Source organism: Streptomyces sp. HUAS CB01 (genome assembly GCF_030406905.1).
Classification (GTDB): domain Bacteria; phylum Actinomycetota; class Actinomycetes; order Streptomycetales; family Streptomycetaceae; genus Streptomyces; species Streptomyces chengbuensis.
The window spans coordinates 865,034-889,079 of record NZ_CP129137.1; the positions used below are offsets into that span (position 1 = coordinate 865,034).

Consider the following 24,046-nt stretch of genomic DNA (forward strand, 5'->3'; position numbering starts at 1 on the left):
CACAGGGAGTCAGACATGCCCACTTTCTCTCCCCATCCGGAGATACCGGATCAAGACGCAGCCGCAGGGACATCGGCGGAGGATCCCGTCGTCCTCCGCGAGGCGGACCTCCGCCCCTTCATGGCCGCCTTCCCCTCGGGCGTATCCGTCGTCACCACCCTCGACGCCGACGGCCTGCCCCGCGGCCTGACGTGCAGCTCGCTGGCGAGCGTCGCCCTGGCCCCGCCCACCCTGGTGGTGTGCATCCGGACGGCGAGCCCGACCCTGGAAGCACTGCTCGCGCAGGGCCAGTTCGCGCTCAACCTGCTGCACGAGCGGGCCCGGGCCACCTCGGACCTGTTCGCCTCCGGGGATCCGGCACGCTTCGAACGCACCGAGTGGCGGCTTCCGCTGGGGGCGAGTGGTCCGCACCTGACCGCGTCCGCCCACGCCGTCGCCGACTGCGCGGTCGTGAAGACCGCGGACTTCGGGGACCACACGGCGGTCTTCGCCGAGGCGCACCGGGTCACCGTCCGCCCGTCGGCGCAGCCGCTGCTGTACGGGCTGCGCCGCTACGCGGGGTGGTCAGCCGCCGCGGCCGCTCCGCCGCCGGCCGCGTCCCCCCTCCCGCCCTCCGCCGTGCCTCCCGAAGGAGCCGCCCGTGTCCGCAGCTGAGATCATGCCGGCGGTGCTCGTGGCCGTACCGGCGGCGATCCTCGCGTGCCAGGCCGGCGCCGCGCTCCTGCGGAGGTTCGGCCAGCCGCCCGTGATCGGCGAGATCGCGATGGGCATCGTCCTCGGCCCGTCGCTGCTCGGCTGGCTGTGGCCGGAGGCGCAGCACTGGCTGTTCCCGGAGTCGGTCCTGCCATACACCTCGGTGCTCGGACAGCTCGGCCTGCTGGGCTTCATGTTCCTCGTCGGGCTGGAGCTGGACCTCGGCGCGCTGCGCGGCAGTTCACGCACGGCGGTGGCCGTCAGCCAGGCGGGCATGCTCGTGCCGCTGGGCCTCGGCGCGCTGCTGGCCCTCCCCTTGTATAGCCGGCTGGCCCCGGACGGGGTGGGGTTCGTGCCCTTCGCCCTGTTCATGGCGGTGGCCATGAGTGTCACGGCGTTCCCGGTGCTGGCCCGGATCCTGGTCGACCGGGGCTTGTACGGGACGCCGCTCGGCGCGCTCGCGATGGCGTGCGCGGCGGTGGACGACGTGGCTGCCTGGTGCCTGCTGGCGCTGGTGGTGGCGCTCACCGCGGCCGGGTCGCCGTTCGACGCCCTGTCGGCGGCCGGGCTCACGGTCGCCTTCGGCGTCGCGATGGTGCTGGTGGTCCGTCCCCTGCTCGCCCGTTGGGCGGCGCGGGGGCGTGCGGACCGGGCCAACGACGGGGTGGTCCTGGTCCTGCTGTTCAGCGGTCTGTGCCTGTCCGCGCTGGCCACGGACCTGATCGGGGTGCACACGCTGTTCGGCGCGTTCCTCTTCGGCGTGGCCACGCCGCGCGGCCACCGCCGTGTCGAGGCGTCGGCCGCGCGGCTGCGCGCGGTGGTGGTGCCGGTGCTGCTGCCGCTCTTCTTCGTGCACACCGGGCTGAGCACGGAGATCGGCGCCCTGGCGGCGGACCCGGCGCAATGGCTGTGGACCGGCGCGCTGCTCGCGGTGGCCGTGCTCGGCAAATGGGGCGGAGCGGCCGGCGCGGCCCGGATGTGCGGGCAGCCCTGGAGGGAGGCGATGTCGATCGGGGCCCTGATGAACTGCCGGGGCCTGACGGAGCTGGTGGTGCTGACCATCGGCCTCGAACTGGGCGTGATCGGCCCGGACCTCTTCACCATGCTCGTCCTGGTGGCACTGATCACCACGGCTCTCACCGCCCCGGCCGTCAGTCACTTCCGGCGCGGGAAGAGGCAGGTGGCCACGGAGCCGACGGCGAGGACCCCGGCGGACACCGCCGCGCCGTCGGGCTGAGCGGCACGCCCCGGGCGGCGCCCGGCCCGGCGCCCCGCCGATGGGCAACCGCTCACCGGCAGGCCGCCCGTCCGGACGGGAGGTCACGGCCCGGGGCGGGAGTCCGCCCGTACCCGTGTCCGCGCGAGGGATGCCGGGGTCTGCCCGTACCCCGTGCGGCGGCTACCGGGACCGGCCCGTGCCCGTGTCCGCGCGAGCGATGCCGGAGCCCGTCCAGCTCCGCACGCCGGTGCCGGGGTCTGCCCGTACCCCGTGCGGCGGCTGCCGGGGCCGGGCCGCACCCGGAACGCGGGGCGATCACGGGGCGCACACCCGGGGGTCCGTGAGGCACCGGCGCGCGGCGACCGCGCCGCGCGCCGACGCCCGTGCGGATACGGCTCGGCGCCGCGGGCCCGTCTCCGTGCCGACACGGCCCCGCCCGCAGGACGCGGTCAGCGATCGAGCGTGCGCAGGTACTTCGCGAACTTCTCCAGGCCGTCGACGTTCCGCGGCCCGCTGATGCCCTCGTTGTAGTCGAGGACGAAGAAGTTGTTCTTCTTCACCGCGGGAAGTTCCTTCGTGTGGGGGGACTTCCTCAGAAACTCGATCTTCTTCCGGGCGGGCTGGTCACCGTAGTCCAGGATCATGATCACTTCGGGCTCGGCCTCGGCCACGGCCTCCCAGTTCACCTGGGTCCACCGCTGCTCCAGTCCGGCGAAGACGTTCCTGCCGCCCGCGGTGCCGATGATGTCCGTGGGCGGTACCTGGCTGCCCGCGGTGAACGGCTGGTCGGTGCCCGAGTCGTAGAGGAACACGGGCACCGGATCGCCCTTCGGCGCCTGGGCCCTGACCGCCTCCACGCGCTGCTTCAGGCCGTCGACGACCTCGTCCGCCCGGTCCTCGACCCGGAAGATCCTGCCGAGCCGGCGAAGGTCGGTGTACAGCGCCTCGAACGGGGTGACCTTCTGCGGGTAGCGGGGGTAGTTGAAGCAGCTCTCCGTGTGCATGAAGCTCTGGACGCCGAGCTTGTCCAGGATCTCGGGGGTGATGCCCCGCTCGTCCTTGAAGCCGGAGTTCCAGCCCGCCACGACCAGGTCGGCCCTGGCCTCCACGACGACCTCCTTGTTGAGGAGGTCGTCGCTGAGCATCTTCACCCTGGCGTACTCGGACGCCCACGGGGACTCGCTCACGGGCGGGTTCGCGGGCGGCATCACATAGCCGTGGACGTGCTCGGTGAGGCCGAGGCTGAACAGCTTGTCGGCACTTCCGCCCTCGTACGCGACGGCGCGCTTCGGGATCGTGTACGGGACCGGCTCGCCGCAGCGCTCGACGGTGACCTTGCCGGACGTCCCGGCGTCAGGTTCGACCTCGGCACCGCAGCCGCCGAGCAGGAGGGCGCCGGCGAGGGAGGAGGCGAGGGCGGCACGGCGCCGCACCGAGCCGGGAGATCGGGTGGTACGCATGTCGTGGATGTGCCTTTCAGGGAGAGGGGTTGAGCGAGTAGAGGAGTTGGGGGCCGCCCGTCAGCGGATGGGGGACGACGACGGCCCTGACGCCGAAGACCTCTTCGACCAGTTCGGTGGTGAGGACGTCCGCGGGCGGACCGGCCGCCACCAGGCGCCCCCGGGACAGCACGCCGAGGCGGTCGCAGGCGGCCGCGGCGAGGTTGAGGTCGTGCAGCACGACCAGGACGGTGAGCCCGCAGCCGCGAAGGAGCGAGAGCAGCTCGACCTGGTGGCGGACGTCGAGATGGTTGGTCGGCTCGTCCAGCACCAGGACCTGCGGCTCCTGGACCAGCGCCCGCGCCAGCAGGACGCGCTGGCGCTCCCCGCCCGACAGGGTCAGCACACCCCGGCGGGCGAGATGGCGGATGTCCAGCCGCTCCATCGTCCGCTCGCACAGGTCCCGTTCCCGCCGGCCGAGTGCCTGGATGCCCCGGAGGTGCGGGGTGCGTCCGAGCGCGACGACCTCCTCGACCGTGAAGTCGAGGTCGAGGGTGCCGTCCTGGGTCATGGCGGCGACGACCTGCGCGCTGCGGCGCAAGGTCATGCGGGAGAGGTCGTCCTCGCCTACCCGGACCGTGCCGGACGTGGGCCTGAGCGCGCGGTACACGCACCGCAGGGCGGTGGACTTCCCGCTGCCGTTCGGACCGACCAGGCCCACGACCCGGCCGCTCTCCACCTCCAGGGACAGCTCGCGCACCAGGCTCCGGCCGTCGGTCACCACCGAGAGCCCGTCGAGGGTCAGGTCCATCTCAACGGCCCCCGAACATGTAGCCCTTGCGGCGCATCAGGGTGATGAACACCGGCACGCCGACGAGAGCGGTGATGACGCCGAGCGGCAGTTCACGCGGCGCGACCAGCGTCCGGGACACCAGGTCGACCCACACCATGAACACCGCCCCGGCCAGGGGCGCGACGGCCAGCACGCGGGCGTGGGTGGCCCCGACGGCCATGCGCACCACATGCGGCATGACCAGGCCGACGAACGCGATGGCACCGCTGACGGCGACCATCGCGCCCGTCACGAGCGAGACGAGCACGAGAAGGCCCTTGCGGTGCCGGTCCGGGCTGACGCCCAGGCTCGCGGCGGTCTCGTCCCCGAGGGCCAGGACGTCCAGCGCCCGGCCGTGCCGGTACAGCAGGACCAGCCCCGCGAGCACGACCGCGGACACGGCCGGCAGGGCGCCCCAGGTCGCCGCACCGAAGCTGCCCATCGTCCAGTACAGGACCATGCTCGTCGCCTCGCTGTCCGGGGCGGAGTAGACGATCAGGCTCATGACCGCCTGGAACCCGAGCGACATGGCGACCCCCGTCAGCACCAGGCGCAGCGGCGACAGCGTGCCTCGGCCCGCGGAGGCCGCGTACACGAGGAGCGACGCCGCCAGTGCGCCGATGAAGGCGCCGGCGGAGACCGCGTGGATGCCGAGCGCCGCAAGGCCCCCGGTCACGGAGACGCCGACGGCACCGACGGAGGCACCCGACGAGACGCCGAGGACGAACGGATCGGCGAGGGCGTTGCGCACCATGGCCTGGATGGCGACGCCGATCGCGCTCAGCCCGGCGCCGACCAGCGCCGCGAGCAGGACCCGGGGCGTACGGATCTGCCAGACGATCTGATACGTGGTCAACTCGTTCGCGGCGATGCTCCCACCACTGACGGCCGCCCACAGGTACCGGGCGGTCTCCCCCGGCGTGATCACGGCCGAGCCCAGGCCGACGGCCACGACGACGGAGGCCAGGAGAGCGGTGGACAGGACGGCGCAGATCGCCACGAGTCCGGTGCGGGTGGCGAGCCGGCCCTTCGCGCCGGTGGCGGGTCCGGCGGGCACGGCACCTGCCGGCCCGGCCGCGCCGGTGGTGGTCGTCGGGGTGGGGATCGTGGGCGGGGACATGGTGCCGGCCTTTCGCATCGGTCGTGGAACGTGGTGCATGCAGAACGGGGTGCATGCGGCGGGGGTACGGGCGCCCCCTGGCGTGCCGCCCGCTCACGGCGGCGGTCGGGCGGCACGTCGCGCGTCGGTTACTCCGCGCCCGGCGCCTCTGGTTCCCGCTTCCCCGCGCCGCGCCGGGACACCAGGAGGGCGGCACCGAGCGCCACGAGGACGAGAGCGCCGAAGACGGCGGCGACGCCCGGGAAGCCGGCCAGTCCGAGCCCGGCGCCGCCCAGGGCCGCGCCGATGAAGACCCCGAGGCTCTGGCCCGCGGAGTTGAGGCTCAGGGCCGTGCCGCGCAGAGAGCCGCAGCGCCGCACGAGGAGGCTGACGGAGCACGCGGCCACGACCGCGTGGGCGGCCGCGTGGAGCGAGGTCAGTGTGAGGGCGAGCGGCAGCCAGTGGGTGAAGTAGAAGCCCACGACCGAGGCCAGGGCGGCGACCAGACCGACGGCCAGCAGGCTCTCGGTACGGAGCCGGGGTGCGGCGGAGTTGGTGATCCGCCCGGTGAGGAGATTGCTCACGAAGTACGACGCGCCGCTCAGCGTCCAGACGAACGCGAAGAGTCCCGGGGCGAGGTGGAAACGGCCGTCGTAGAAGGCGGCCAGGTAGGCGAGGTAGCCCATGAACACCGCGGTGCGGAGGAGGGAGACGAGCAGCAGCGGCACGGCCCCTCGCACAGCCGCCAGGGCCCGGAACGACGCGGCGTAGCCGAGGTGCCGTTCGCCGCCTGCGCGCACCGGCCCGCTCCGCCCGCCCCGTGCGAGGAAGACGACCGCGAGGAGGACCGAGGCGCCGGCCACGGCGATCAGGTCGCCCTCCCACCCCCAGAGGAGCGCGGGCAGGGCCACGACCGGCGCCGCGAGCATCGCCGTCATCGACTGTGTGGCCGTGACGAGCGTCGCTGCCCGGCCGGCCGCCTTGCCCGTTCCGTAGCGGTCGGCGGCCGCCGCGGTGAGAGCCGGGTTCAGCACGGACGTACTCGCGCCGACCAGCAGACAGAACACCGCCAGCGGGACGAAGTCCCCGCTCGCGCCCAGCGCCGCCGAGACACCGAGGGCGGCGAGTCCGCCCGCGATCGCCCACTCCTTGCGCGCCCGGTCGATGAAGGGCGCAAGGGCGGCGCCCACCAACAGGGCGGCCAGGCCGCCGAGTCCGCGCAGGCCGCCCACGGCGGCGACGCTGCTCCCGGCGTCGTCGGCGATGGGCACCAGGTAGGTGCTGAAGACGGTGAACGGCAGCAGGCCGACGGCCGAGGCGAGCAGGACGGGCCACAGGGCACGGACCATCCTCGGATCGCTCGGCAGTGCCTCCTCCGGCTCGGCGGCCTCGCGGTCCGTCACCTCGCGGTCCGTGTCCCGGCCGGTCGCCCCGCGGAACGATGCCCCAGGGGCCGCCGCCTCGCGGTCCGGCCTCTCGCGAACCGCCGCCTCGCGGTCCGGCCCGGGCTTCTCGGCGTGGGTGCTCACGATCCGTCCACCCTCTCGCGCGCCGGCACGCCGGCGCGGTAGCGGTACATGAGCGTCGGATCGGCGCTGAACTGCGAGAAGGGGAAGGGTTCGGCGTTCAGGGCGGTGACTCCGCCGGACAGGAACGCACGGGCGACCGCGCTGCCGGTCTGCGCGTAGACGACCAGTGGAACGCCCTGTTCCCGGCAGTGCTCGAGGATGAGGTCGAACGTGCCGTTGCTGAGGGTCATTCCGGTGGCCACGACGGCGTCGGCTTCCCTGAGCACCTCGGTCATGTCGTCGGCGACCTGCTCGCCCCACTGCGTGGTGCGAAGGTTCAGATCACAGGGCAGACAGACGCCGCCCCGCTCGCGTATCGCCGCCACCAGCGGATTGACCACACCGATGAGCGCGACCTTCGTCCCCGGCTCGATGTCGAGGAGACCGGCGATGGACGCGTCACGGGCGCGGGCACGGGCCTCCGGCGTTCCGCCCGGCAGCGCGACCGGCTCGGCCCCGTCCGCCTCCCGGTGCGGCCGCGCCCGGGAGAGGTACGCGTCCAGGGCGGCGACGCGGACCGGCGTCGCGTCGTGCCGCAGCAGTGTGTCGAGGGTGTGGCCGGAGGCGTTCTCGCAGAAGTCGGGGGCGAGTTCACCGGCCTCGAAGGAGCAGGCGCCGAAGGAGTGTCCGACCCGGAGCACGAGGTAGTGGTTGTGGTAGGTCACCTCGCTCCCGGCGAGCCGGGTGGTGTGGTAGAGCCAGAACGCGCTGGTGACGGCCAGGTCCTCGGGGTCGGGGCCGTAGGCGCCCGACAGCACGGCGTCGGTCAGTTCGGCGACCGTCTGCGGTTGGGGGTGTGGCATTTCGGGTTCCCTCGTCGGAGTCGTGGGTGCTGCTGGGGCGGGGTCGTCCGGTCAACCGCCGGCGCGGTTGACGGACTTGCCGGCGGGCCTCGGCCCCGCGCTGCGGTGGCCGCCGGACCAGGAGGTGGTCGACCAGGGGAGTCTCAGCTCGTCGAGCGAGGCGATCTCGTGCGGTTTCAGGGCGTCGACGGGTTCGGCCTCCGCGTGCCGGGCGTAGGCGCTCTCGACGTAGCGGTGGCCCGTGTCGGCCGCGATGAAGACGTAGGTGCGGGAGGCGTCCCGAGCGCGTTCCCACCGGGTGGCCAGATAGGCGGCGCCGGTCGACAGACCCGCGAAGATGCCGCTGCTCCGGAGGAGTTCGACCGCGCCGGACAGCGCGCAGTCGAAGTTGACCCAGTGGATCCTGTCGTAGAGCTCGTGCCGGACGTTCCGGAACTCGATGGCGCTGCCGATCCCCGCGATGATCATGTCGGGATCCGGCACCTGCTCCGATCCGAAGGTGACACTGCCGAAGGGCTGTACACCGACGAGCGCCACGTCGCGGCCGGCGTCGCGCAGATAGGTGGCGATGGCGCCGGTGGAGGCTCCCGAGCCCACGCCGCCCACCAGCGCCAGGGGGCCGTCGGGCACCTCCCGGGCGATGGTGTCGGCCACGTCGCGGTAGCCGTGGTAGTGGATGCCGTCGTGGTACTGCCGCATCCAGTGGTACGAGGGGTTCTCCTTCAGGATCTCGGCGATGCGCCGTACGCGGAGCTCCTGGTCGAGGCGCAGGTCCTGCGACGGCCGGACCTGCTCCAGCGTGACGCCGAGGATCTCCAGCTGGGCGCGGAGCGTGCGGTCGACGGTCGTGGAGCCCACGATGTGGCACTTCATTCCGTAGCGGTGACAGGCCAGTGCCAGGGCCTGCGCGTAGATCCCGCTCGAGCTGTCGACGAGCGTGTCGCCGGGTTGGACGGTGCCCGACTCCAGGAGGTGGCGGACCGCCCCCAGTGCCGAGTAGATCTTCATCGTCTCGAACCGCAGACAGACCAGGTCCGGCTGCAGGGATATGAGATCGGGTCTCTTGACCGCTTCTGCTATGTGCGCGTACATCCCCTTCTCCTGTCAGAAGGCCGCACTGCGGCCCGGACCGGTCCGGCGGTTCCGTCGGGCGTCCGGACCCCCGGCACGCCGGTACGACGCCGGTTCGGCCACCCCCTCCGGAATGCCCGAACCGGCGGCCGTCCGGGCCTCGTTCCGTTCGTCCATGCGCCCTCCTCGTGCTGGATACCGACGGGATCGAGCCGAGAGCATCACACTAAATGAAAATGATTGTCAACTTCGACTGACCAGCCGTCATCGACCCCCTTCCGGCTTGCCTTCCCGAGCCCCGCTCATATAGAAATGATTATCAGTTTCATCTGATGGCTCGGCAGGAGGAGTTCCGTGAAGTCGTCCCAGAAGGCCGCGCCTCGACGCGGGCTGCCGGCGGGGGCACCGGCGGGAACGGGGGTGGGTACCGCCTTCGGGACCTTCGGTGAACTGCTCCAGGGCGTACTGCCGGAGGAGAACGGGGACTTCCTCGTCACCCTGCCCGTCGCCAGGTGGACGAGGGCGGCCTTCCGGCCGGACCCCGGCATGGACGAGCTGATGGTCCGGCCGCACCGGAAGCAGAAGGCGCTCCGGCTGGCACGCATGATCGTCGGCGAGGCGCCGCAGCCGACCGGTGGGGTGCTGACCCTCAACAGCGTCATCCCGGAAGGCAAGGGGCTGGCCAGTTCCTCGGCCGACCTGGTCGCGACCGCGCGGGCGGTGGGGCAGGCGCTCGGCCTCGCGATGCCCGCCTCCCGGATCGAGCGCCTGCTGGCGCGTATCGAACCCACGGACGGCGTGCTCTACCCGGGCATCGTCGCCTTCCACCATCGCAGCGTTCGCCTGCGCGCGGTCCTGGGTTCCCTGCCGGCCATGACCGTGGTCGGCGTCGACGAGGGCGGGGCGGTCGACACGGTCGACTTCAACCGCATCCCCAAGCCGTTCACCGTGGCCGACCGGCACGAGTACGCGCGCCTGCTGGACCGGCTCGCCGACGCCATACGGTCCCGCGACCTCACGGAGGTGGGCAGGATCGCGACGCGCAGCGCGCTGATGAACCAACCCCTCCGGCACAAATGGTCCTTGGACCGCATGCGGGAGATCTGCCGCGAGGTCGGCGGGCTGGGCATCGCCGTCGGCCACAGCGGCACGACCCTGGGAGTGCTGCTGGACGCCACGGACCCCGCATGCCCGCACCGCGCCACCGCGGCGGCACAGGCGTGCACGGAACTGACGGGAGGCGTGGCGGTCTACCGCACGCTCAGCTTCCCGAACACCCTGCGAACGGATCCGGGCCTGCGCGTACGGGTGTGACCCCCGGCGTCCGGCCCGCTTCCACGGCACCGTCGGCGCCTGCTGCCGTTTCCGGAACCGCCACTGCCGCCACTGCCGCCACTGCCGCCACCGAAGAGGGTGGGCACGGGCGGGCTCCGACAGTGACACGACCGCGAGCAGACGACATCCGATGCAAGATCGTGCACATGCCATTCGTCGTGCTCATGGTGGTCTCGCGCACAGCTGAGGACAGAACTATGGTGTCCCACCACATGTGACGGTGACGTGCCGCTTTCTACGTTGTGCCGACACGAAAACGTCCCCGCCAACGCCTGGAAGTGGTGTTCATGGCCGCCTCGGCAACCGCTCCACCCGAGCCCTCGAACCTGCGCCGCATCGTCGCGGCGAGCCTCATCGGCACGACCATCGAGTGGTACGACTTCTTCCTCTACGGATCAGCCGCGGCGCTGGTCTTCAACAAGCTGTTCTTCCCCGAGTCCGATCCGCTCGTGGGAACCCTGCTGTCGTTCCTGACGTACGCGGTCGGGTTCGCCGCGCGGCCGCTCGGGGCGCTGGTGTTCGGGCACTACGGGGACCGACTGGGGCGCAAGAAGCTGCTGGTGCTGAGTCTCCTGCTGATGGGCGGCGCGACGTTCGCGATCGGTCTGCTGCCGACGCACGCCACCATCGGGAGCGCCGCCCCCGTGCTGCTCACGGTCCTGCGGCTGGTCCAGGGATTCGCCCTCGGTGGTGAGTGGGGCGGCGCCGTCCTGCTCGTGTCGGAGCACGGAGACGCGCGCCGGCGCGGCTTCTGGGCCTCCTGGCCGCAGACCGGGGCGCCGGCCGGGCAGTTGCTCGCCACCGGTGTGCTGTCGGCGCTGACCGCCCTCCTGTCGGAGAGCGCCTTCACGTCATGGGGCTGGCGCATACCGTTCCTGCTGTCCGGTGTGCTGGTCATCGTCGGCCTCTGGATCCGCCTCTCCGTCGACGAGTCGCCGGTGTTCAAGGCCGCGCTGGCGCAGGCCGAGCAGCGCAAGGCCGCGACCGACCAGGTGGAGAAGATGCCCCTCGTCGCGGTGCTGCGGCACCACTGGCGGGACGTCCTGATCGCCATGGGCGCCCGGATGGCGGAGAACATCAGCTACTACGTGATCACCGCCTTCATCCTCGTCTACGCGACCACCTCGACGGGGCTGAGCAAGCAGACCGCGCTGAACGCCGTACTCATCGCGTCGGCCGTGCACTTCGCGGTGATCCCGCTCTGGGGTGCGCTGTCGGACCGGATCGGACGGCGTCCCGTGTATCTGATCGGTGCGGTCGGCGTGGGCGCGTGGATGTTCCCCTTCTTCGCGCTCATCGACTCCAAGTCGTTCGGCAGTCTGCTGCTCGCCGTGACCGTCGGCCTCGTACTGCACGGCGCGATGTACGCACCGCAGGCGGCCTTCTTCTCGGAGATGTTCGCGACGCGCGTGCGGTACTCGGGGGCTTCCATCGGTGCCCAGTTCTCCTCGGTGGCCGCCGGTGCGCCCGCGCCGCTGATCGCCACCGCGCTGCTCGCCGACTACGGCAGCTCCACGCCGATCTCGCTGTACGTCATCGCCGCCGCGCTGCTCACGGTCGTGGCCGTGGCGTGCGCCCGGGAGACCCGCGACCGCGACCTGGCCTCGGTCGAGGCGGGCGGCCAGGGCGCCGACGCCGTCCCGGGCGCCCGGGAATCGAGCGCCGCGGACGCTCCTGCGTCCGCCTGATCCCTCTCCGCAGCGGCAGGGCCGTGTGGACCGTGGCAACGGTCCACACGGCCCTTCGCGTGGAAGGCTGCCGGGCGGACGCGGCACCCGACGCCCGTGATCTGACCGAGGCGGTGCGGTCCCGGTGCGGTGCCGATGCGATGCGGTGACGGGCCTGCCCCGTGCAGTGTGGTGCGGTTCAACACGGTGCGGTGCGGGGCGGTTCAGCACGGTGCGGTACGGCGCGGAGTCGTCAGGGCGCCGGGCCGTGCGGTGCGGTTCAGCAGGGTGCGGTACGGCGCGGAGTCGTCCGGGCGCCGGGCCGTGCGGTGCGGTTCAGCACGGTGCGGTACGGCGCGGAGTCGTCCGGGCGCCGGGCCGTGCGGGAACGGCGTCCGTCCGGTGGGCCGGGCGACCACGTACCGCCCGGTGGCACGGGCAGCCGCCCGCCCCCGAGCACGGGCCTGGGCTCGCTCGGTGCGCCCCGGCCCGCGGATGCGCCCGTCAGCGCGCCACTGCCCCCGATATCGCGTGCAGCCGCAGCGCCAGCTGGATCTCCAGGGCGCGGGCCGGCGACTGCCAGTCCTCGCCGAGGAGTCTGCCTATGCGTTCCAGCCGCTGGGCCACCGTGTTCACATGCACGTGCAGCTCGTCCTTGGTGCGGGCCGGGCTCATCCCGCTGGCGAAGTAGGCGTCGAGGGTGCGCACCAGGTCGGTGCCCCGGCGCTCGTCGTAGTCGGCGACCGTGCCGATCGTGCGGTGGACGAAGCCCTCGATGTCCCCGGTGTCGGCGAGCAGGAGGCCGAGGAACCCCAGGTCCGGTGCCGCGGCTCCTTCCCCGGAGCGGCCCAGCAGCCGCAGGGCCTCCACGCAGCGCCGGGCCTCGGCGTAGGCCGCCGGCACCGAGCCGGGTGCGCCGGCGGGCGCCTCGACCGGTGCCGAGGCGCCGACGGTGACGGGCTCGCGGAGGGTGGAGCCGAGGTGCTTGGCGGTCTGGCGGGCCAGCTCGGGCGCGCTGTCACCGGGTCCCAGCGGCAGCAGGAGGACCGTGCCGCCGTCACGGGTCGCCGCCAGCCCGTGGCGGGTGGCCGCCAGATGCGAGGCCGCGGACCACAGGCGCTGGCGGTCGGCGGTGGCGCGGTCGCTGCCGCCCGTGCCCGGCGGGGCGTCGATCCGGGCGGCCAGCACGACGTGCGGGGCGTCCAGATCGGCCCGGAGACGCGCGGCGCGCTCGCGCAGCAGGCGGGGGTCGCGTCCCGGTGCGTCCAGCAGGTCGTCCAGCAGTTCCCCGCGCACCCGTTGCTCGGCTTCACCGGCGGAGCGGCGGGCGAGCAACAGCAGGGAGGTCACCATCGCGGCCCGCTCGAGGGTGCGCCGGTCGACGGGATCCAGGGCGGGGTGGCCCCGCAGCACGAGCGCTCCGAGGAGTTCCCCGCCCGCGGAGACGGCGACGACCCAGTCCTCCGCGTGCCGCACGGCGTGGCCGTCGGCGCCGGTGAGCTCGACGCCGGTCAGGGAGGGCGCGTCCGGTTCGGCGAACTCCACTGTCCCGTCGAGCACTTCGGACACGGCTCCGGCAACGTCGTGGACCCCGCCGCCGTGCAGGACCAGTTCGGTGAGCCGGTCGTGGACCTCGGAGGCCCGCTCGATCACGGCGCTGTGGTCGCGGATGATCGCGTTGGCCCGCTCCAGCTCCGCCAGCGCGCTCCGCGTCTCGGCCAGCAGGTTCGCGGTGTCGATGGCGACCGCGGCGTGGGCGGCGAAGGAGCCGAGGAGCGCGACCTGCTCCCGCTCGAAGACGCGGGCGCGCCGGTCGGCGGCGAAGAGCACACCGATGACCTGGCTGCCCAGCATCAGCGGGACGCCGAGGATCGCGACGAGCCCCTCGTCGCGGACGCCCGAGTCGATGGCGCGGGTGTGCTGGAAGCGCTCGTCGTCGAAGTAGCTGTCGGTCACGTACGGCCGGGCGGTCTGGGCGACGAGTCCGCCGAGCCCCTCCCCCATGCCGAGCCGGAGCTGCTGGAAACGTGCCGAGACCGAGCCCTCGGTGACCCGCATGTAGGTGTCCCCGGCCGCCGGGTCGTTGAGGCTGAGATAGGCGACCTCCGTGCCGAGGAGGGACCGGGCGCGCTGCACGATGGCGCGCAGCACCGCGTCGAGGTCCCGCAGCCCGGCCAGGTCGTGCGCGGTCTCGAAGAGCGCGGACAGCTCCGCCTCTCGGCGGCGTCTGCCTTCGAGTTCGGCGCGCACACGCAGGGCGAGCTGCTTGGCGTGCTCCAGGGCCGAGAGCGTCTCGGGACCGGCGCCGCCCGCACGGGCGAGCAGTGCGGGCCGGTCGTACGCCTCGGCGGGCGCGCCGCGTGCGAGGAGCTCCAGGTAGGAGGCCTGATCGTGGGACATGGTCACAGGGATACCTGCCGTGCCGGGGGTCCCGCCAGCCCTGTGGACGACGGGGCCCGTGTGGACAACTCCGTCACCCGCTGCCTCGGGGTGCCCAGGCCGGTTTCAGTGCGCGGTCCAGCCGCCGTCCAGGACGAGCGAGGCACCGGTGACGAAGGACGCCTGCGGGGTGCAGAGGTACGCGACCGCCTCCGCGACCTCCTCCGGTTCGACGAGCCGCTTCAGGGCCGAGTCCTTCAGCAGGACCTCGGTGAGCACCCGCTCCTCCGGGATCCCGTGGGCGGCGGCCTGGTCCGCGATCTGCTTCTCGACGAGGGGGGTGCGCACATAGCCGGGGTTCACACAGTTGGAGGTGACTCCGTGGCCCGCACCTTCCAGGGCCGCGGTCTTGGACAGTCCCTCCAGCCCATGTTTGGCGGCCACATAGGCGGACTTGAAAGCCGAGGCCCGGAGCCCGTGCACGGAGGAGAGGTTGACGACGCGTCCCCACCCCTGGGCGTACATGTGCGGGAGCGCTCCTCTGATCAGCCGGAACGGGGCCTCGAGCATCACGGTGAGCACGGTGTGGAAGACGTCCGGCGGGAACTCCTCGATGGGACGGACGAGCTGCAGGCCCGCGTTGTTCACGAGCACGTCGGTGCCCGCCGCCGCGTCCTCCGCGGCGCCGAGGTCGGTGAGGTCCAGGACGAGGGGTTCCACGACGCCCGCGAGACCGTGGTCCTGGGCCTGCGCGACGAGCGCGTCCAGCCCTTCCGCGTCCCGGTCGACGGCCCTGACCTTGGCTCCGGCCGCCGCGAGCCGCAGGGCGCAGGCGCGCCCGATCCCGCCCGCGGCCCCGGTGACCAGGGCGGTACGGCCGCCGAGGTCGAGGGAGACGGACGGCTGTCCGGTGGAGGGAACGGCGTGGGGGGCGGGACCCGGGTTCATGGTCATGTTCCGCACCCTAGGGACAGCGAAGACACCGACCGATGTGGTCAGCGCCCATAGTTCACTCAGTCACCGTGGCGTCGAACCACGTCGGTCCGTCGGTGAGCGCCTGCTTGATCCGGAACAGCGCGAACTCCTGGAGTTCGGGCAGCGCGTCGACGGGGAACCACCCCACCTCCAGCGACTCCTCGTCGTTGACGCGTGCCTCACCGCCGACCGCCCGGCAGCGCAGGCACACGTCCATGAACTGGCACTGGTCGCCGTTGGGGTAGGTCACCGGCTGCGCGAGCGTCTGCACGAGCACGACGCGCTCGGGGACGCAGCGCACGGCGGTCTCCTCGTACACCTCCCGCACCGCTGCCGTCGCCGGCTGCTCACCCGGTTCGGGGATGCCGCCGATGATCGACCACTTGCCTGTGTCGGCGCGTCTTCCCAGGAGCACCCGTCCGTCGTCGTCGAGGACCACGGCGCTGACCCCCGGCAGGAAGAGCAGCTGGTGACCGGCGGTGGTCCGGATGTCGCGGATGAAATCGGGGATGCCCATGAACCGACCCTAACGGGCTACGGCCCGGCGCTCCTTCGCACGGGCGCGGGCCACCCAGCCGAGGGCTCCGAGCGCGAGGGCCGCGAGGACGCCCTCGGGCAGGGTGCCCAGGCGGGTCGCGGGGGTCAGGGAGGAGCGCAGCGGCACCTCGGCGACCAGGGCGTCCGGGGTGAACATCCGGGACTGCTGGACGATCGTCCCGTCGGGGCGGATGATCGCGCTGACACCGCTGGTGACGGGCACGACGACGGCCCTGCTGTGCTCGACCGCACGCACCCGGGACATCGCCAGCTGCTGGTAGGTCATCTCGCTGCGGCCGAAGGTCGCGTTGTTGCTGGGTACGGAGATCAGCCGGCCACCGTGGGTGACGGTGTCCCGCACCGCCCAGTCGAAGGCCGCCTCGTAGCAGGTGGCGAGGCCGACCTTGGTTCCGGCCAGGTCGAAGACGCCCACCTTGTCGCCGGGGCCGAAGTCGCGGCGCACCCGGTCCACGTCGGAACTGAAGAGGCGCACGAACGGCCGCATCGGGATGTACTCGCCGAACGGCTGGACGTGGCGCTTGTCGTAGGTGGCCACGGGCCCCTTGTCGGGGTCCCAGGTGATCAGGGTGTTGCGCAGCGGCCCGGTGTCGGGGGTGAGGACGGCCCCGATCACGGTCGGTGCCCCGATGGCGCCGACGGCCCGGTCGATGACGAGCCGTGCGTCGCTGTTGCGGTAGGGGTCGAGGTCCGAGGAGTTCTCCGGCCAGAGCACGAAGTCCGGCTTCGGCACCTTGCCCGCGGCCACGTCGCGGGCGAGCTGCTCGGTGCGGTTGGCGTGGTTGTCGAGGACGGCGCGCCGCTGTGCGTTGAAGTCGAGGCCGAGCCTCGGCACATTGCCCTGGATGGCCGCGACGGTCGCCGTGCCCTCCTCGGCGGAGTCGTCGACGAGGGGCAGCGCGGCGAGGGCCGCGGTGACGGGCACCAGGACGGTGAGCGCCGCGGCGGCGAGCGGCCCTCGCGGGAGCCGGCCGGTCCTGCGGTGGTCACGGACGCGACGGGCCGTCTCGTAGAGTCCGAAGCCGCAGAGCGCGACCGCGAAGCCCAGCACAGGGGTGCCGCCCACGGCTGCGAGCGGCAGGAAGACACCGTCCGCCTGCCCGAAGGCGATCTTGCCCCACGGGAATCCGCCGAACGGGACGCGCGCGCGCACGCCCTCGCCGAGGACCCATACGGCGGCTGCCCACACGGGCCACAACGGCAGCCGGGACACGGCGGCGATGCCGACGCCGGCCGCGGCGACGAACAGCGCCTCGACGGCGGCCAGGGCCAGCCACGGGACGGCGCCGACCTCCTCTCCCGTCCAGACGAGCAGCGGCAGCAGGAAGCCGAGGCCGGCGAGGTAGCCGAGCCCGAACGCGGCCCGCGGCCGCCGCCCGTACAGGGTCCGGCCGAGCAGCGCGAAAGCGGGGAGCGCCAGCCACCACAGCGGTCGCGGCGGGAAGGACAGGAACAGCATGACCCCGGACAGCGCGGCGGCGGCCGGCCTGGCGAACCGCCGCAGCAGCCGGCCGGCCCGGTCGGAGGGGGCGGGTACGGGCGGCCGGGTACCGGCGGGAGTGATGGTGGCGCTCACGTGCCGGAGTCTACGGCGGAGCGGCCCGCTCCCGTCCGCACGGCCCGATCCGCCCGGCCTCGGCGAAGCCCCCCGCCCGTGCCCACCCCGCACACGGAAAGGGCCCGCACGCACGGCCCGCTCACCTCCGTCCGGCCTGCTCTCCTCCGTCCGGCCCGGTCCGCCCGGCCGCGGGAAGGAGCCCGACCCCGGGCTGGAACCCGACCTCGGCACCGGGCGGGCAGGGGGTCCCACCCCGGCGGGGCAGGGCTCGGCCCGGATGGAAGAACGGAACCAGGAACGGAACGAGAGCGCTCGCCCAGCCCGCGGGTCGAGCACTCGCGCGCGGGTGGGGCGACCGGGCTCCGCCGTCCGTCAGACGGCGCTCGTCGTCCCCGTGGACGCTCCCGGACGGAGGTGGTCGCGGATCACCCGCACCGCCGTCTCGGCGTCGTCCACCGTGACCGTGAAGGTGCGGCCGTCGCCGAGGGTGAGCGCGATGCCCTCGCCCCGGCGGACGATGACGGCGGTGCCCTGCTCCGGGCGCCAGCGGCAGCCCCAGCCGCCCCAGTGGCAGGGCGTGACCTTGGGGACGAATTCGGCGCCGACGACCTGGGCGAGCGGGATCCTGCGTCGTGGCAGTCCCATGTGGCCGCAGCGCACTTCCATCGCGTCCTCGTCGACCTTCACCGCCACGTGGACGAAGGCGAGGGTCCCGAAGAGCATCAGCAGCCCGGCCGCGACGCAGCCGATGACCGACATCAGGAGCGGGACGATGCCGGACGTCCACGGCGCGTCGACGGCGAGTTCGATTCCGAGGGCCATGCAGGCCGCACCGGCAGCGGCCAGTACCCACTGGAGGCGGTTGGTCGCGCGACCGGTCCAGAGGGCGGGCAGTGGCTCTCCGGCCTGCCCCTTGTCACGGGGGTGGTCCGTCATGCCTCGCACAGTACTCACCTTCCGGTTCGGGAGCACTGCCTCGTGCGGATGTTGTCGGGGCCGCGGGAACGGCTCCCCCGAGGCTCTGCTGATGCGCTTCTGCCCAGGTCATCGCGGACGAACCGGCTCCGCGGCCGCGCCGCCGCTCAGTGTGCGGGCGTGACCCGTTTCACCGCTTCGAGCAGCTTGCCCTCGGCGTACGCGCGGGCCGCCGCGGGAAGCTCCGACTCACGGCCGCTGAGCAGTACCGTCAGCCCGCCGTCGGGTGCGGCCGACGGCGCGGGACGTGCACCGAGGCGCCGCAGCGCCTGGGCGGCGACGGCCCCGGCGGAGCCGTGCAGGACGACCGGCGGGAGTCCTTCCGCGCGGCCCTCCGCGACGGCGGCGCGAATCTGTTCGGCGACGAGCTCGTAGTGGGTGCAGCCGAGGACCACGGCGCGTACGTCCGAAGGGGTGAGTGCGGCCGCGGCGGCCACGGCGCGGGCCACGGCCCCCGCGTCCGCCCCTTGCACGGCGTCGGCGAGGCCCGGGCACGGCACCTCGGTGACCTGGGCTCCGTCGGCGAAGTCCGCTATGAGCCTGCGCTGGTAGGGGCTGCCGGTGGTGGCCGGGGTGGCCCAGATGGCGACGCGGCCGCCGCCGGCGGCCGCGGGCTTGATCGCCGGTACCGTGCCGACGACCGGGAGGCCGGGCTCCAGTGCGGCGCGCAGCGCGGGCAGGGCGTGGACGGAAGCGGTGTTGCAGGCGACGATCAGCGCGTCGGGGCGGTGGGCGGCCGCTGCCGCGGCGACGGTGAGGGCGCGCTCGGTGACGTCGTCGGGAGTGCGCGGGCCCCAGGGCATGCCGTCGGGGTCGGAGGAGAGGACGAGATCCGCGTCGGGCCGCAGCCGGCGCACCGCGGCGGCCGCCGCGAGGAGGCCGATTCCGGAGTCCATGAGCGCGATCTTCACCCGGTCACCCTAGCCGACCCCCCTTGCGGTCCCCGCGATGTGGTGCACACTGCGGCGAATGAGCCCCCTTGCGTGGATCGCCCTGACTTCCCTGACCGCGTGGTTGTGGCTGCTCCTCGGGCAGGGCTTCTTCTGGCGGACGGACCAGCGGCTGCCGCGGCGGACGGCGCCGGCGGACTGGCCGTCGGTGGTGATCGTCGTCCCGGCCCGGGACGAGGCCGACGTACTGCCGGAGAGTCTGCCGTCACTGCTGCGGCAGACCTACCCGGGCAGGGCCGCGGTGGTGCTGGTCGACGACGGCAGTACGGACGGCACGGGCGAACTGGCCCGCAAGCTGGGCGAGCAGTGCGACGGGCTGCCGCTGACGGTGACCTCGCCGGGCGAGCCGGAGCCGGGGTGGACCGGCAAGCTGTGGGCGCTGCGGCACGGCATCGCCCTGGCGCGCACCCTCCGGCCCGAGTACCTGCTGCTCACCGACGCGGACATCGCACACGAGCCGGACAGCCTGAGCGAGCTGGTCGCGGCGGCGAGGAGCAACGGCCTGGACCTGGTGTCGCAGATGGCGCGGCTGCGGGTGGCGACGGGCTGGGAGCGCCTGGTCGTGCCCGCCTTCGTCTACTTCTTCGCCCAGCTCTACCCGTTCCGCTGGATCAACCGGGAGCCGGCCCGGGCCACGGCGGCGGCGGGCGGGTGCGTGCTGCTGCGGACGGAGGCGGCGGTGCGCGCCGGGATCCCGGAGTCCGTGCGGCAGGCGGTGATCGACGACGTCGCGGTGGCGCGGGCGGTGCGCCGGGCCGGCGGACGGGTCTGGCTGGGGCTGGCCGAGCGGGTGGACAGCATCCGCCCCTATCCGCGGCTCGCGGATCTGTGGCGGATGGTGTCCCGGAGTGCCTACGCCCAGCTCCGGCACAGTCCGCTGCTTCTGATGGGGACGGTCCTGGGTCTCGCGGTCCTCTATCTCGCACCGCCCGTCGCGGTCTGCGCCGCCACGGTCCCTGGAGTTCACGGATCCGCCGTGGCCGGCTGGGCGGGGCTCCTGGCGTGGGCGGTGATGACCGCGACGTACGTCCCGATGCTCCGCTACTACCGGCAGACCCTGTGGCTCGCCCCGCTGCTGCCGTTCACGGCCCTGCTCTACCTGCTGATGACGGTGGACTCGGCCGTGCAGCACCACCGGGGCCGGGGCGCGGCCTGGAAGGGTCGTACGTACTCCCGTCCCGAGGCCGCACCCGACCGTTGACGTCCGGCGGAGGTCATTTCCTGCCGGGCGTCCAGTTCATCCCCCACCCGTAGGCGTGATCGACGGTGCGCTGGGGGCTCACTCCGCGTTCCGGCACCAGGTAGCGGGCCTCGCGCTGGACGACGAGGTCCCCGCCCTGGTTGGTGATCAGGGCGAGGGCGCAGACGGTGGACGGGACGGTGCACTCGTCCAGGGAGAACTCGACGGGGGCGCCGTGCTGCGGCTGGAGGGTGACGGTGGCGTGCAGATCGGCGAAGCTGCGGGCGCCCTCGTAGATGGTGACGAAGATGACCACGCGGCGGAGCTTGTCCCGGTGGTCGAGGTTGACGGTGAGGTTCTCGCCGGTGGTCACCGCGCCGGTGCGGTCGTCGCCGTCGAGGTGGATGTACGGGGGCTGGTGGAGGGAGCCGAACGCGTTCCCGAGGGCCTGGACGACTCCCTTGCGGCCGTCGGCGAGTTCGAAGAGGGCGCACAGGTCGAGGTCGAGGTCCGCGTGCATGGCCACGGCCCGGCCGAGCTTGGCCCCCCAGCCCTTGAACTGCTTGCGCACCTCCCAGTTGAGGTTGACCCGCAGGGCGCCGGACGTACCGCCCTGCTTGCTCAGCGAGACGGTCGGCGACTCCTTGGTCAGGGTGACCTTGGTGAGGCGCACGGGCACGGTGGGCGGCGCGGGCGCCGGCACGGGCGCCGGCGCGGCGACGGGCGCCGGGGTGTGCGCCGGTGCGACGGACGGGGGAGGCACCACGGGGGTCGGTGTCCGCGGTGCCGCGGGCGGGGCGGGGGGCGCCGCCTGCCGGGGTTCGTCGACCGAGATGCCGAAGTCGGTGGCGAGGCCCTCCAGTCCGCTGTCGTACCCCTGCCCCACCGCACGGAACTTCCAGGCGCCCTGCCGCCGGTAGAGCTCGCCGAGGATGAAGGCCGTCTCGACCGTCGCGTCCTCGCTCTCGTAGCGCGCGATCTCGGTGCCCGCCGCGGCGTCCAGGACCCGCACGTACAGTCCCGGCACCTGTCCGAAGCTTCCTCCGTCGGCGGAGGCGGCGAGCACGATGCGCTCGACGGCGGGCTCGACGCGCCCCAGGTCGACCGTCAGCCGGTCGGTCGTGGCGCCGCCGGCGACGTGCTTGCCCTCGTGGCGGACCGCGCCCGAGGCGTGCGTCGGCTGGTTGTAGAAGACGAAGTCCGCGTCGGAGCGGACCTTTCCCGATCCGGAGTCGAGCAGCAGTGCCGACGCGTCCACGTCCGGGACCCCGGTTCCCGAACTCCAGCCCAATTCGACCTGAACGCTCAGCGCGGCCACCGGAACATTGGCTCCTTTGAGCATGGACATCCTCGCCCCCATCGCGGTTCCTCGTGCCCGGAGAAGTGTGTGCGGACAAAGTAGCCGCGGTGCCGCCCGAGCACCCCCCGCGACCCGTGGGTAACCCCTTCTCAGCTTGCCCTTTACACGACCCAGACGCCGCGGGGCGACCGTTTTTGCCAGGTTCGCTCTGATTGGGGAATACCGATCACAGGTAACTCGTCAAACAACCCTCTTATCGGGCTCCCCAACCAGCACATCGTGGGCTTAACTTATGTGCCATGACCTCCCCCCGCTCCACCTACGGTGGCGGTTACTACTCCGCGCCGTCGTTCCCCGACACCCCGATCTACGACTCCCTGGTCGCTGAGCGGGGCACGCCTCAGATCGCGCCGATCCGAGTGCCCTCCGCGTACGACACCGGCAACAGCTACCTGCCGGCGCTGCCCGCGGCCCTCCCCGCCCTCCCGGCGGGCCCCTCCCAGCCCGGCCCTGCCTACGGCTACCCCCAGCCCATGCCGCAACCGGTCCCGCTGCAGCAGGCGGCGGCCCCGTACATCCCCCAGCAGCCCACCGGCCCGCGCGGCTACCCGGGCGGCCAGCAGCAGCCCATGGCCCGTCCGATGGCGGGCGGGTACGAGGCGATGCGGCCGGCGGCGGCACCCCGGCCGATGCCCACGCCCGCGCCGTACGACGACCCGTACAACCGGCCGTACCAGGGCGGTGGCTACTGACAGCGCCCTGACGGCGTGACCGGCGGAAGGTGCGGGCCACCTGGCAGGATGGCCGTATGGCCACTCCCGTGCTCCGTTCCCTCCACATCCACCCGGTCAAGTCCGTCGCCGGGCACACGCCGGCCGAGGCCGCCGTGGAGCCCTGGGGTCTCGCGGGCGACCGTCGGTGGATGCTGGTCGACGCGGCGGGCCGTGCCGTCACCCAACGCCAGCAGCCGCGCCTGGCGTTGGCCGCGGCGGCGCCCCTCGCCGACGGCGGCGTCCGGCTGACCGCGCCCGGCTCGGCACCACTGGCCGTGGCGGTGCCCGAGCCGTCCGGCACCGCCGCCGTGGAGCTCTTCGGGGAGAAGGTGGAGGCGGTGCCCGCGGGTGCCGCCTCCGACCAGTGGTTCAGCGCGTACCTGGGCGCGCCGGTCCGGCTGATGCACCTCGACGACCCCGCGTACCGCCGCCCCATCGACCCGGAGTACGCGCTGCCGGGCGAGACCGTGTCGTTCGCCGACGGTTTCCCGCTGCTGGTCACCTCCGTCGCCTCGCTCGACGCGCTCAACTCGCTGATCGCCCAGGGCGACCACGCGGACGAGGGCCCGCTGCCCATGAACCGCTTCCGGCCCAACCTCGTCGTGGACGGCACGGCCCCCTGGGCCGAGGACGGCTGGAGGCGCGTCGCGGTCGGCGGCGTGTCCTTCCGGGTGGCCAAGCCCTGCGGCCGTTGCGTCGTCACGACCACCGACCAGACCACCGCGGAGCGCGGCAAGGAACCGCTGCGCACCCTCGCCCGGCACCGCCGCTTCGGGGACCGGCTGGTCTTCGGCCAGAACCTGGTGCCCGAGCACACCGGCACCCTCCGCGTCGGCGACCCGGTGCGCGTCCTCGCCTGAGCCGCCCGGGCCGAACCCGCATCAACCGCCTCTTCCGGGGGAACCCGCCGCAGAGGCACGCTCGTTGGGAGAGCGACGACGTGTGATTGCTCTCTCTTCGCCCAGGACGCGCGCGAGCCGTGCCCCAGGAGGTTACGACTGACGCGGAAGGGGGTGCGGAACGGTGCGAGCGGTCTCGGGTCTCTGGCGCTGGCGGCACAATCCTCTGCGCCGCACGACCGATCTCGTCGAGGCGTGGGTGGCGTGCGCCGCCGTCCTGCTGCTCGTCCTCGCCGTGCCCACGGCCGGCTGGGGGCTGGGCGGGATGGCCGAGGAGGCGCTGCGCGAGTCGGTTCGGGAGCAGGCGGCGGAGCGCCGTCCGGCGGTCGCCCGGGTGCTGCGTGCCGCGCCGGCGCCGGGGCACACCACCGCCGATCCCGACTCGGCGGTGGACCAGCGCATCCGCAGGCCGGTGGTCGCCGAGTGGAGGGCACCGGACGGCACCCGGCGCAGCGGCACGGTGGCCGCGGCGGTCCGCACGGCCCGGCCCGGGGACACCTTCCGGATCTGGACGGACGCGCGGGGCGACCCGGTGGCCCGCCCTATGGACCCCGGCACCGCGCGTGCCCACTCCGTGCTGGCGGGCCTCGGTGCCGCCACCGCGGCGGCGGGACTGGTCGAGGCCGTCCGGCGGCTGGTCGTACGGGGTCTGATGCAGCGGCGGTACGAGGAACTCGACCGCGAGTGGGCGAAAGCCGGTCCCGACTGGGGCCGCACGGGTGCGGGAAGCTGACCGGTCAACCCCCGGTTCCCACGCACGCTACGGTGGTGCGACG

The 24,046-nt window shown here is 73.2% G+C and carries 21 protein-coding genes; 8 read left to right on the top strand and 13 right to left on the bottom strand.

Annotation, left to right across the window (positions count from 1 at the left end; all coding sequences use genetic code 11):
- The first annotated feature begins 15 nt into the window (after nt 1-15).
- Both QRN89_RS03810 and QRN89_RS03815 read left to right on the top strand, forming a co-directional pair.
- Nucleotides 16-654 (top strand): flavin reductase family protein, encoded by a 639-nt coding sequence (locus tag QRN89_RS03810; RefSeq protein WP_290347922.1) that lies wholly within the window; start codon nt 16-18, stop codon nt 652-654.
- Nucleotides 641-1,930: a cation:proton antiporter domain-containing protein gene (locus QRN89_RS03815; protein WP_290347923.1), complete on the top strand. Its 1,290-nt coding sequence runs from the start codon at nt 641-643 to the stop codon at nt 1,928-1,930. Before QRN89_RS03810 ends, QRN89_RS03815 begins: the two co-directional genes overlap by 14 nt.
- 431 nt (nt 1,931-2,361) lie before the next feature.
- Here the strand turns inward: QRN89_RS03815 and QRN89_RS03820 are convergent, their stop codons facing one another.
- From QRN89_RS03820 to QRN89_RS03845, 6 genes are all read right to left on the bottom strand, one after another.
- Nucleotides 2,362-3,372: an ABC transporter substrate-binding protein gene (locus QRN89_RS03820; RefSeq protein WP_290347924.1), complete on the bottom strand. Its 1,011-nt coding sequence runs from the start codon at nt 3,370-3,372 to the stop codon at nt 2,362-2,364.
- Nucleotides 3,373-3,388: 16 nt separating this feature from the next.
- Nucleotides 3,389-4,162 (bottom strand): ABC transporter ATP-binding protein, encoded by a 774-nt coding sequence (locus tag QRN89_RS03825; RefSeq protein WP_290347925.1) that lies wholly within the window; start codon nt 4,160-4,162, stop codon nt 3,389-3,391.
- A gap of 1 nt (nt 4,163) precedes the next feature.
- A complete protein-coding gene (locus QRN89_RS03830) occupies nt 4,164-5,183 on the bottom strand; it encodes a FecCD family ABC transporter permease (RefSeq protein WP_435833296.1) in 1,020 nt (339 codons plus the stop codon).
- 248 nt (nt 5,184-5,431) lie between these two features.
- On the bottom strand, nt 5,432-6,811 hold the full coding sequence (locus tag QRN89_RS03835) for an MFS transporter (RefSeq protein ID WP_290347927.1): 1,380 nt from the start codon (nt 6,809-6,811) through the stop codon (nt 5,432-5,434).
- On the bottom strand, nt 6,808-7,653 hold the full coding sequence (locus QRN89_RS03840) for a Rossmann-like domain-containing protein (protein WP_290347928.1): 846 nt from the start codon (nt 7,651-7,653) through the stop codon (nt 6,808-6,810). The genes QRN89_RS03835 and QRN89_RS03840 overlap by 4 nt, the downstream gene beginning before the upstream one ends.
- 51 nt (nt 7,654-7,704) lie before the next feature.
- Entirely contained in the window at nt 7,705-8,745 is a 1,041-nt protein-coding gene (locus QRN89_RS03845; RefSeq protein ID WP_290347929.1) for a pyridoxal-phosphate dependent enzyme, read from the bottom strand.
- A 333-nt stretch (nt 8,746-9,078) separates the two neighbouring features.
- Here QRN89_RS03845 and QRN89_RS03850 point away from each other — a divergent pair, with 333 nt between their 5' ends.
- Together QRN89_RS03850 and QRN89_RS03855 are read left to right on the top strand one after the other, a co-directional pair.
- Nucleotides 9,079-10,038, top strand: coding sequence for a GHMP family kinase ATP-binding protein (locus QRN89_RS03850; protein WP_290347930.1), 960 nt, complete (start codon nt 9,079-9,081; stop codon nt 10,036-10,038).
- 308 nt (nt 10,039-10,346) lie between these two features.
- Nucleotides 10,347-11,747 (top strand): MFS transporter, encoded by a 1,401-nt coding sequence (locus QRN89_RS03855; protein ID WP_290347931.1) that lies wholly within the window; start codon nt 10,347-10,349, stop codon nt 11,745-11,747.
- A 483-nt stretch (nt 11,748-12,230) separates the two neighbouring features.
- Here the strand turns inward: QRN89_RS03855 and QRN89_RS03860 are convergent, their stop codons facing one another.
- From QRN89_RS03860 to QRN89_RS03885, 6 genes are all read right to left on the bottom strand, one after another.
- Nucleotides 12,231-14,126 (bottom strand): helix-turn-helix domain-containing protein, encoded by a 1,896-nt coding sequence (locus QRN89_RS03860; protein ID WP_290347932.1) that lies wholly within the window; start codon nt 14,124-14,126, stop codon nt 12,231-12,233.
- Nucleotides 14,127-14,231: 105 nt separating this feature from the next.
- Entirely contained in the window at nt 14,232-15,059 is an 828-nt protein-coding gene (locus QRN89_RS03865) for a 3-hydroxybutyrate dehydrogenase (RefSeq protein WP_435833240.1), read from the bottom strand.
- Nucleotides 15,060-15,114: 55 nt separating this feature from the next.
- The gene (locus tag QRN89_RS03870) at nt 15,115-15,597 is read right to left on the bottom strand and encodes an NUDIX hydrolase (RefSeq protein ID WP_290347933.1); all 483 of its coding nucleotides are present in this window, start codon (nt 15,595-15,597) and stop codon (nt 15,115-15,117) included.
- A 9-nt stretch (nt 15,598-15,606) separates the two neighbouring features.
- Nucleotides 15,607-17,211, bottom strand: coding sequence for an apolipoprotein N-acyltransferase (gene lnt, locus QRN89_RS03875; RefSeq protein WP_290347934.1), 1,605 nt, complete (start codon nt 17,209-17,211; stop codon nt 15,607-15,609).
- A 354-nt stretch (nt 17,212-17,565) separates the two neighbouring features.
- Nucleotides 17,566-18,129 carry a hypothetical protein gene (locus tag QRN89_RS03880; protein WP_290347935.1) on the bottom strand — a complete coding sequence of 188 codons (564 nt, stop codon included), beginning with the start codon at nt 18,127-18,129 and terminating at the stop codon, nt 17,566-17,568.
- A 146-nt stretch (nt 18,130-18,275) separates the two neighbouring features.
- Nucleotides 18,276-19,079, bottom strand: coding sequence for a glutamate racemase (locus tag QRN89_RS03885; protein ID WP_290347936.1), 804 nt, complete (start codon nt 19,077-19,079; stop codon nt 18,276-18,278).
- Nucleotides 19,080-19,137: 58 nt separating this feature from the next.
- Here QRN89_RS03885 and QRN89_RS03890 point away from each other — a divergent pair, with 58 nt between their 5' ends.
- Entirely contained in the window at nt 19,138-20,319 is a 1,182-nt protein-coding gene (locus QRN89_RS03890) for a glycosyltransferase (RefSeq protein ID WP_290347937.1), read from the top strand.
- 13 nt (nt 20,320-20,332) lie between these two features.
- Here the strand turns inward: QRN89_RS03890 and QRN89_RS03895 are convergent, their stop codons facing one another.
- On the bottom strand, nt 20,333-21,658 hold the full coding sequence (locus QRN89_RS03895) for a TerD family protein (RefSeq protein ID WP_290347938.1): 1,326 nt from the start codon (nt 21,656-21,658) through the stop codon (nt 20,333-20,335).
- 239 nt (nt 21,659-21,897) lie between these two features.
- On the opposite strand from QRN89_RS03895, the gene QRN89_RS03900 reads away from it, so the two are divergent.
- The 3 genes from QRN89_RS03900 (at nt 21,898) to QRN89_RS03910 (ending at nt 24,003) form a co-directional block, all read left to right on the top strand.
- Nucleotides 21,898-22,350, top strand: a complete 453-nt coding sequence (locus QRN89_RS03900; RefSeq protein ID WP_290347939.1) for a DUF6643 family protein — start codon at nt 21,898-21,900, stop codon at nt 22,348-22,350.
- 56 nt (nt 22,351-22,406) lie between these two features.
- Nucleotides 22,407-23,231 (top strand): MOSC domain-containing protein, encoded by an 825-nt coding sequence (locus tag QRN89_RS03905; protein ID WP_290347940.1) that lies wholly within the window; start codon nt 22,407-22,409, stop codon nt 23,229-23,231.
- Nucleotides 23,232-23,394: 163 nt separating this feature from the next.
- Nucleotides 23,395-24,003 carry an Rv1733c family protein gene (locus QRN89_RS03910; RefSeq protein WP_290347941.1) on the top strand — a complete coding sequence of 203 codons (609 nt, stop codon included), beginning with the start codon at nt 23,395-23,397 and terminating at the stop codon, nt 24,001-24,003.
- Nucleotides 24,004-24,046 lie beyond the last annotated feature (43 nt).

What these genes read in the sequence shown, in the direction of transcription:
- QRN89_RS03905 (WP_290347940.1), top strand. Translation starts at nt 22,407, where the DNA reads ATGGCCACTCCCGTGCTCCGTTCCCTCCACATCCACCCGGTCAAGTCC.
- QRN89_RS03865 (WP_435833240.1), bottom strand. Translation starts at nt 15,059, where the DNA reads ATGACCATGAACCCGGGTCCCGCCCCCCACGCCGTTCCCTCCACCGGA.
- QRN89_RS03880 (WP_290347935.1), bottom strand. Translation starts at nt 18,129, where the DNA reads ATGACGGACCACCCCCGTGACAAGGGGCAGGCCGGAGAGCCACTGCCC.
- QRN89_RS03860 (WP_290347932.1), bottom strand. Translation starts at nt 14,126, where the DNA reads ATGTCCCACGATCAGGCCTCCTACCTGGAGCTCCTCGCACGCGGCGCG.
- QRN89_RS03900 (WP_290347939.1), top strand. Translation starts at nt 21,898, where the DNA reads ATGACCTCCCCCCGCTCCACCTACGGTGGCGGTTACTACTCCGCGCCG.
- QRN89_RS03810 (WP_290347922.1), top strand. Translation starts at nt 16, where the DNA reads ATGCCCACTTTCTCTCCCCATCCGGAGATACCGGATCAAGACGCAGCC.
- QRN89_RS03845 (WP_290347929.1), bottom strand. Translation starts at nt 8,745, where the DNA reads ATGTACGCGCACATAGCAGAAGCGGTCAAGAGACCCGATCTCATATCC.
- QRN89_RS03825 (WP_290347925.1), bottom strand. Translation starts at nt 4,162, where the DNA reads ATGGACCTGACCCTCGACGGGCTCTCGGTGGTGACCGACGGCCGGAGC.
- QRN89_RS03840 (WP_290347928.1), bottom strand. Translation starts at nt 7,653, where the DNA reads ATGCCACACCCCCAACCGCAGACGGTCGCCGAACTGACCGACGCCGTG.
- QRN89_RS03820 (WP_290347924.1), bottom strand. Translation starts at nt 3,372, where the DNA reads ATGCGTACCACCCGATCTCCCGGCTCGGTGCGGCGCCGTGCCGCCCTC.
- QRN89_RS03855 (WP_290347931.1), top strand. Translation starts at nt 10,347, where the DNA reads ATGGCCGCCTCGGCAACCGCTCCACCCGAGCCCTCGAACCTGCGCCGC.
- QRN89_RS03890 (WP_290347937.1), top strand. Translation starts at nt 19,138, where the DNA reads ATGAGCCCCCTTGCGTGGATCGCCCTGACTTCCCTGACCGCGTGGTTG.
- QRN89_RS03870 (WP_290347933.1), bottom strand. Translation starts at nt 15,597, where the DNA reads ATGGGCATCCCCGATTTCATCCGCGACATCCGGACCACCGCCGGTCAC.
- QRN89_RS03895 (WP_290347938.1), bottom strand. Translation starts at nt 21,658, where the DNA reads ATGGGGGCGAGGATGTCCATGCTCAAAGGAGCCAATGTTCCGGTGGCC.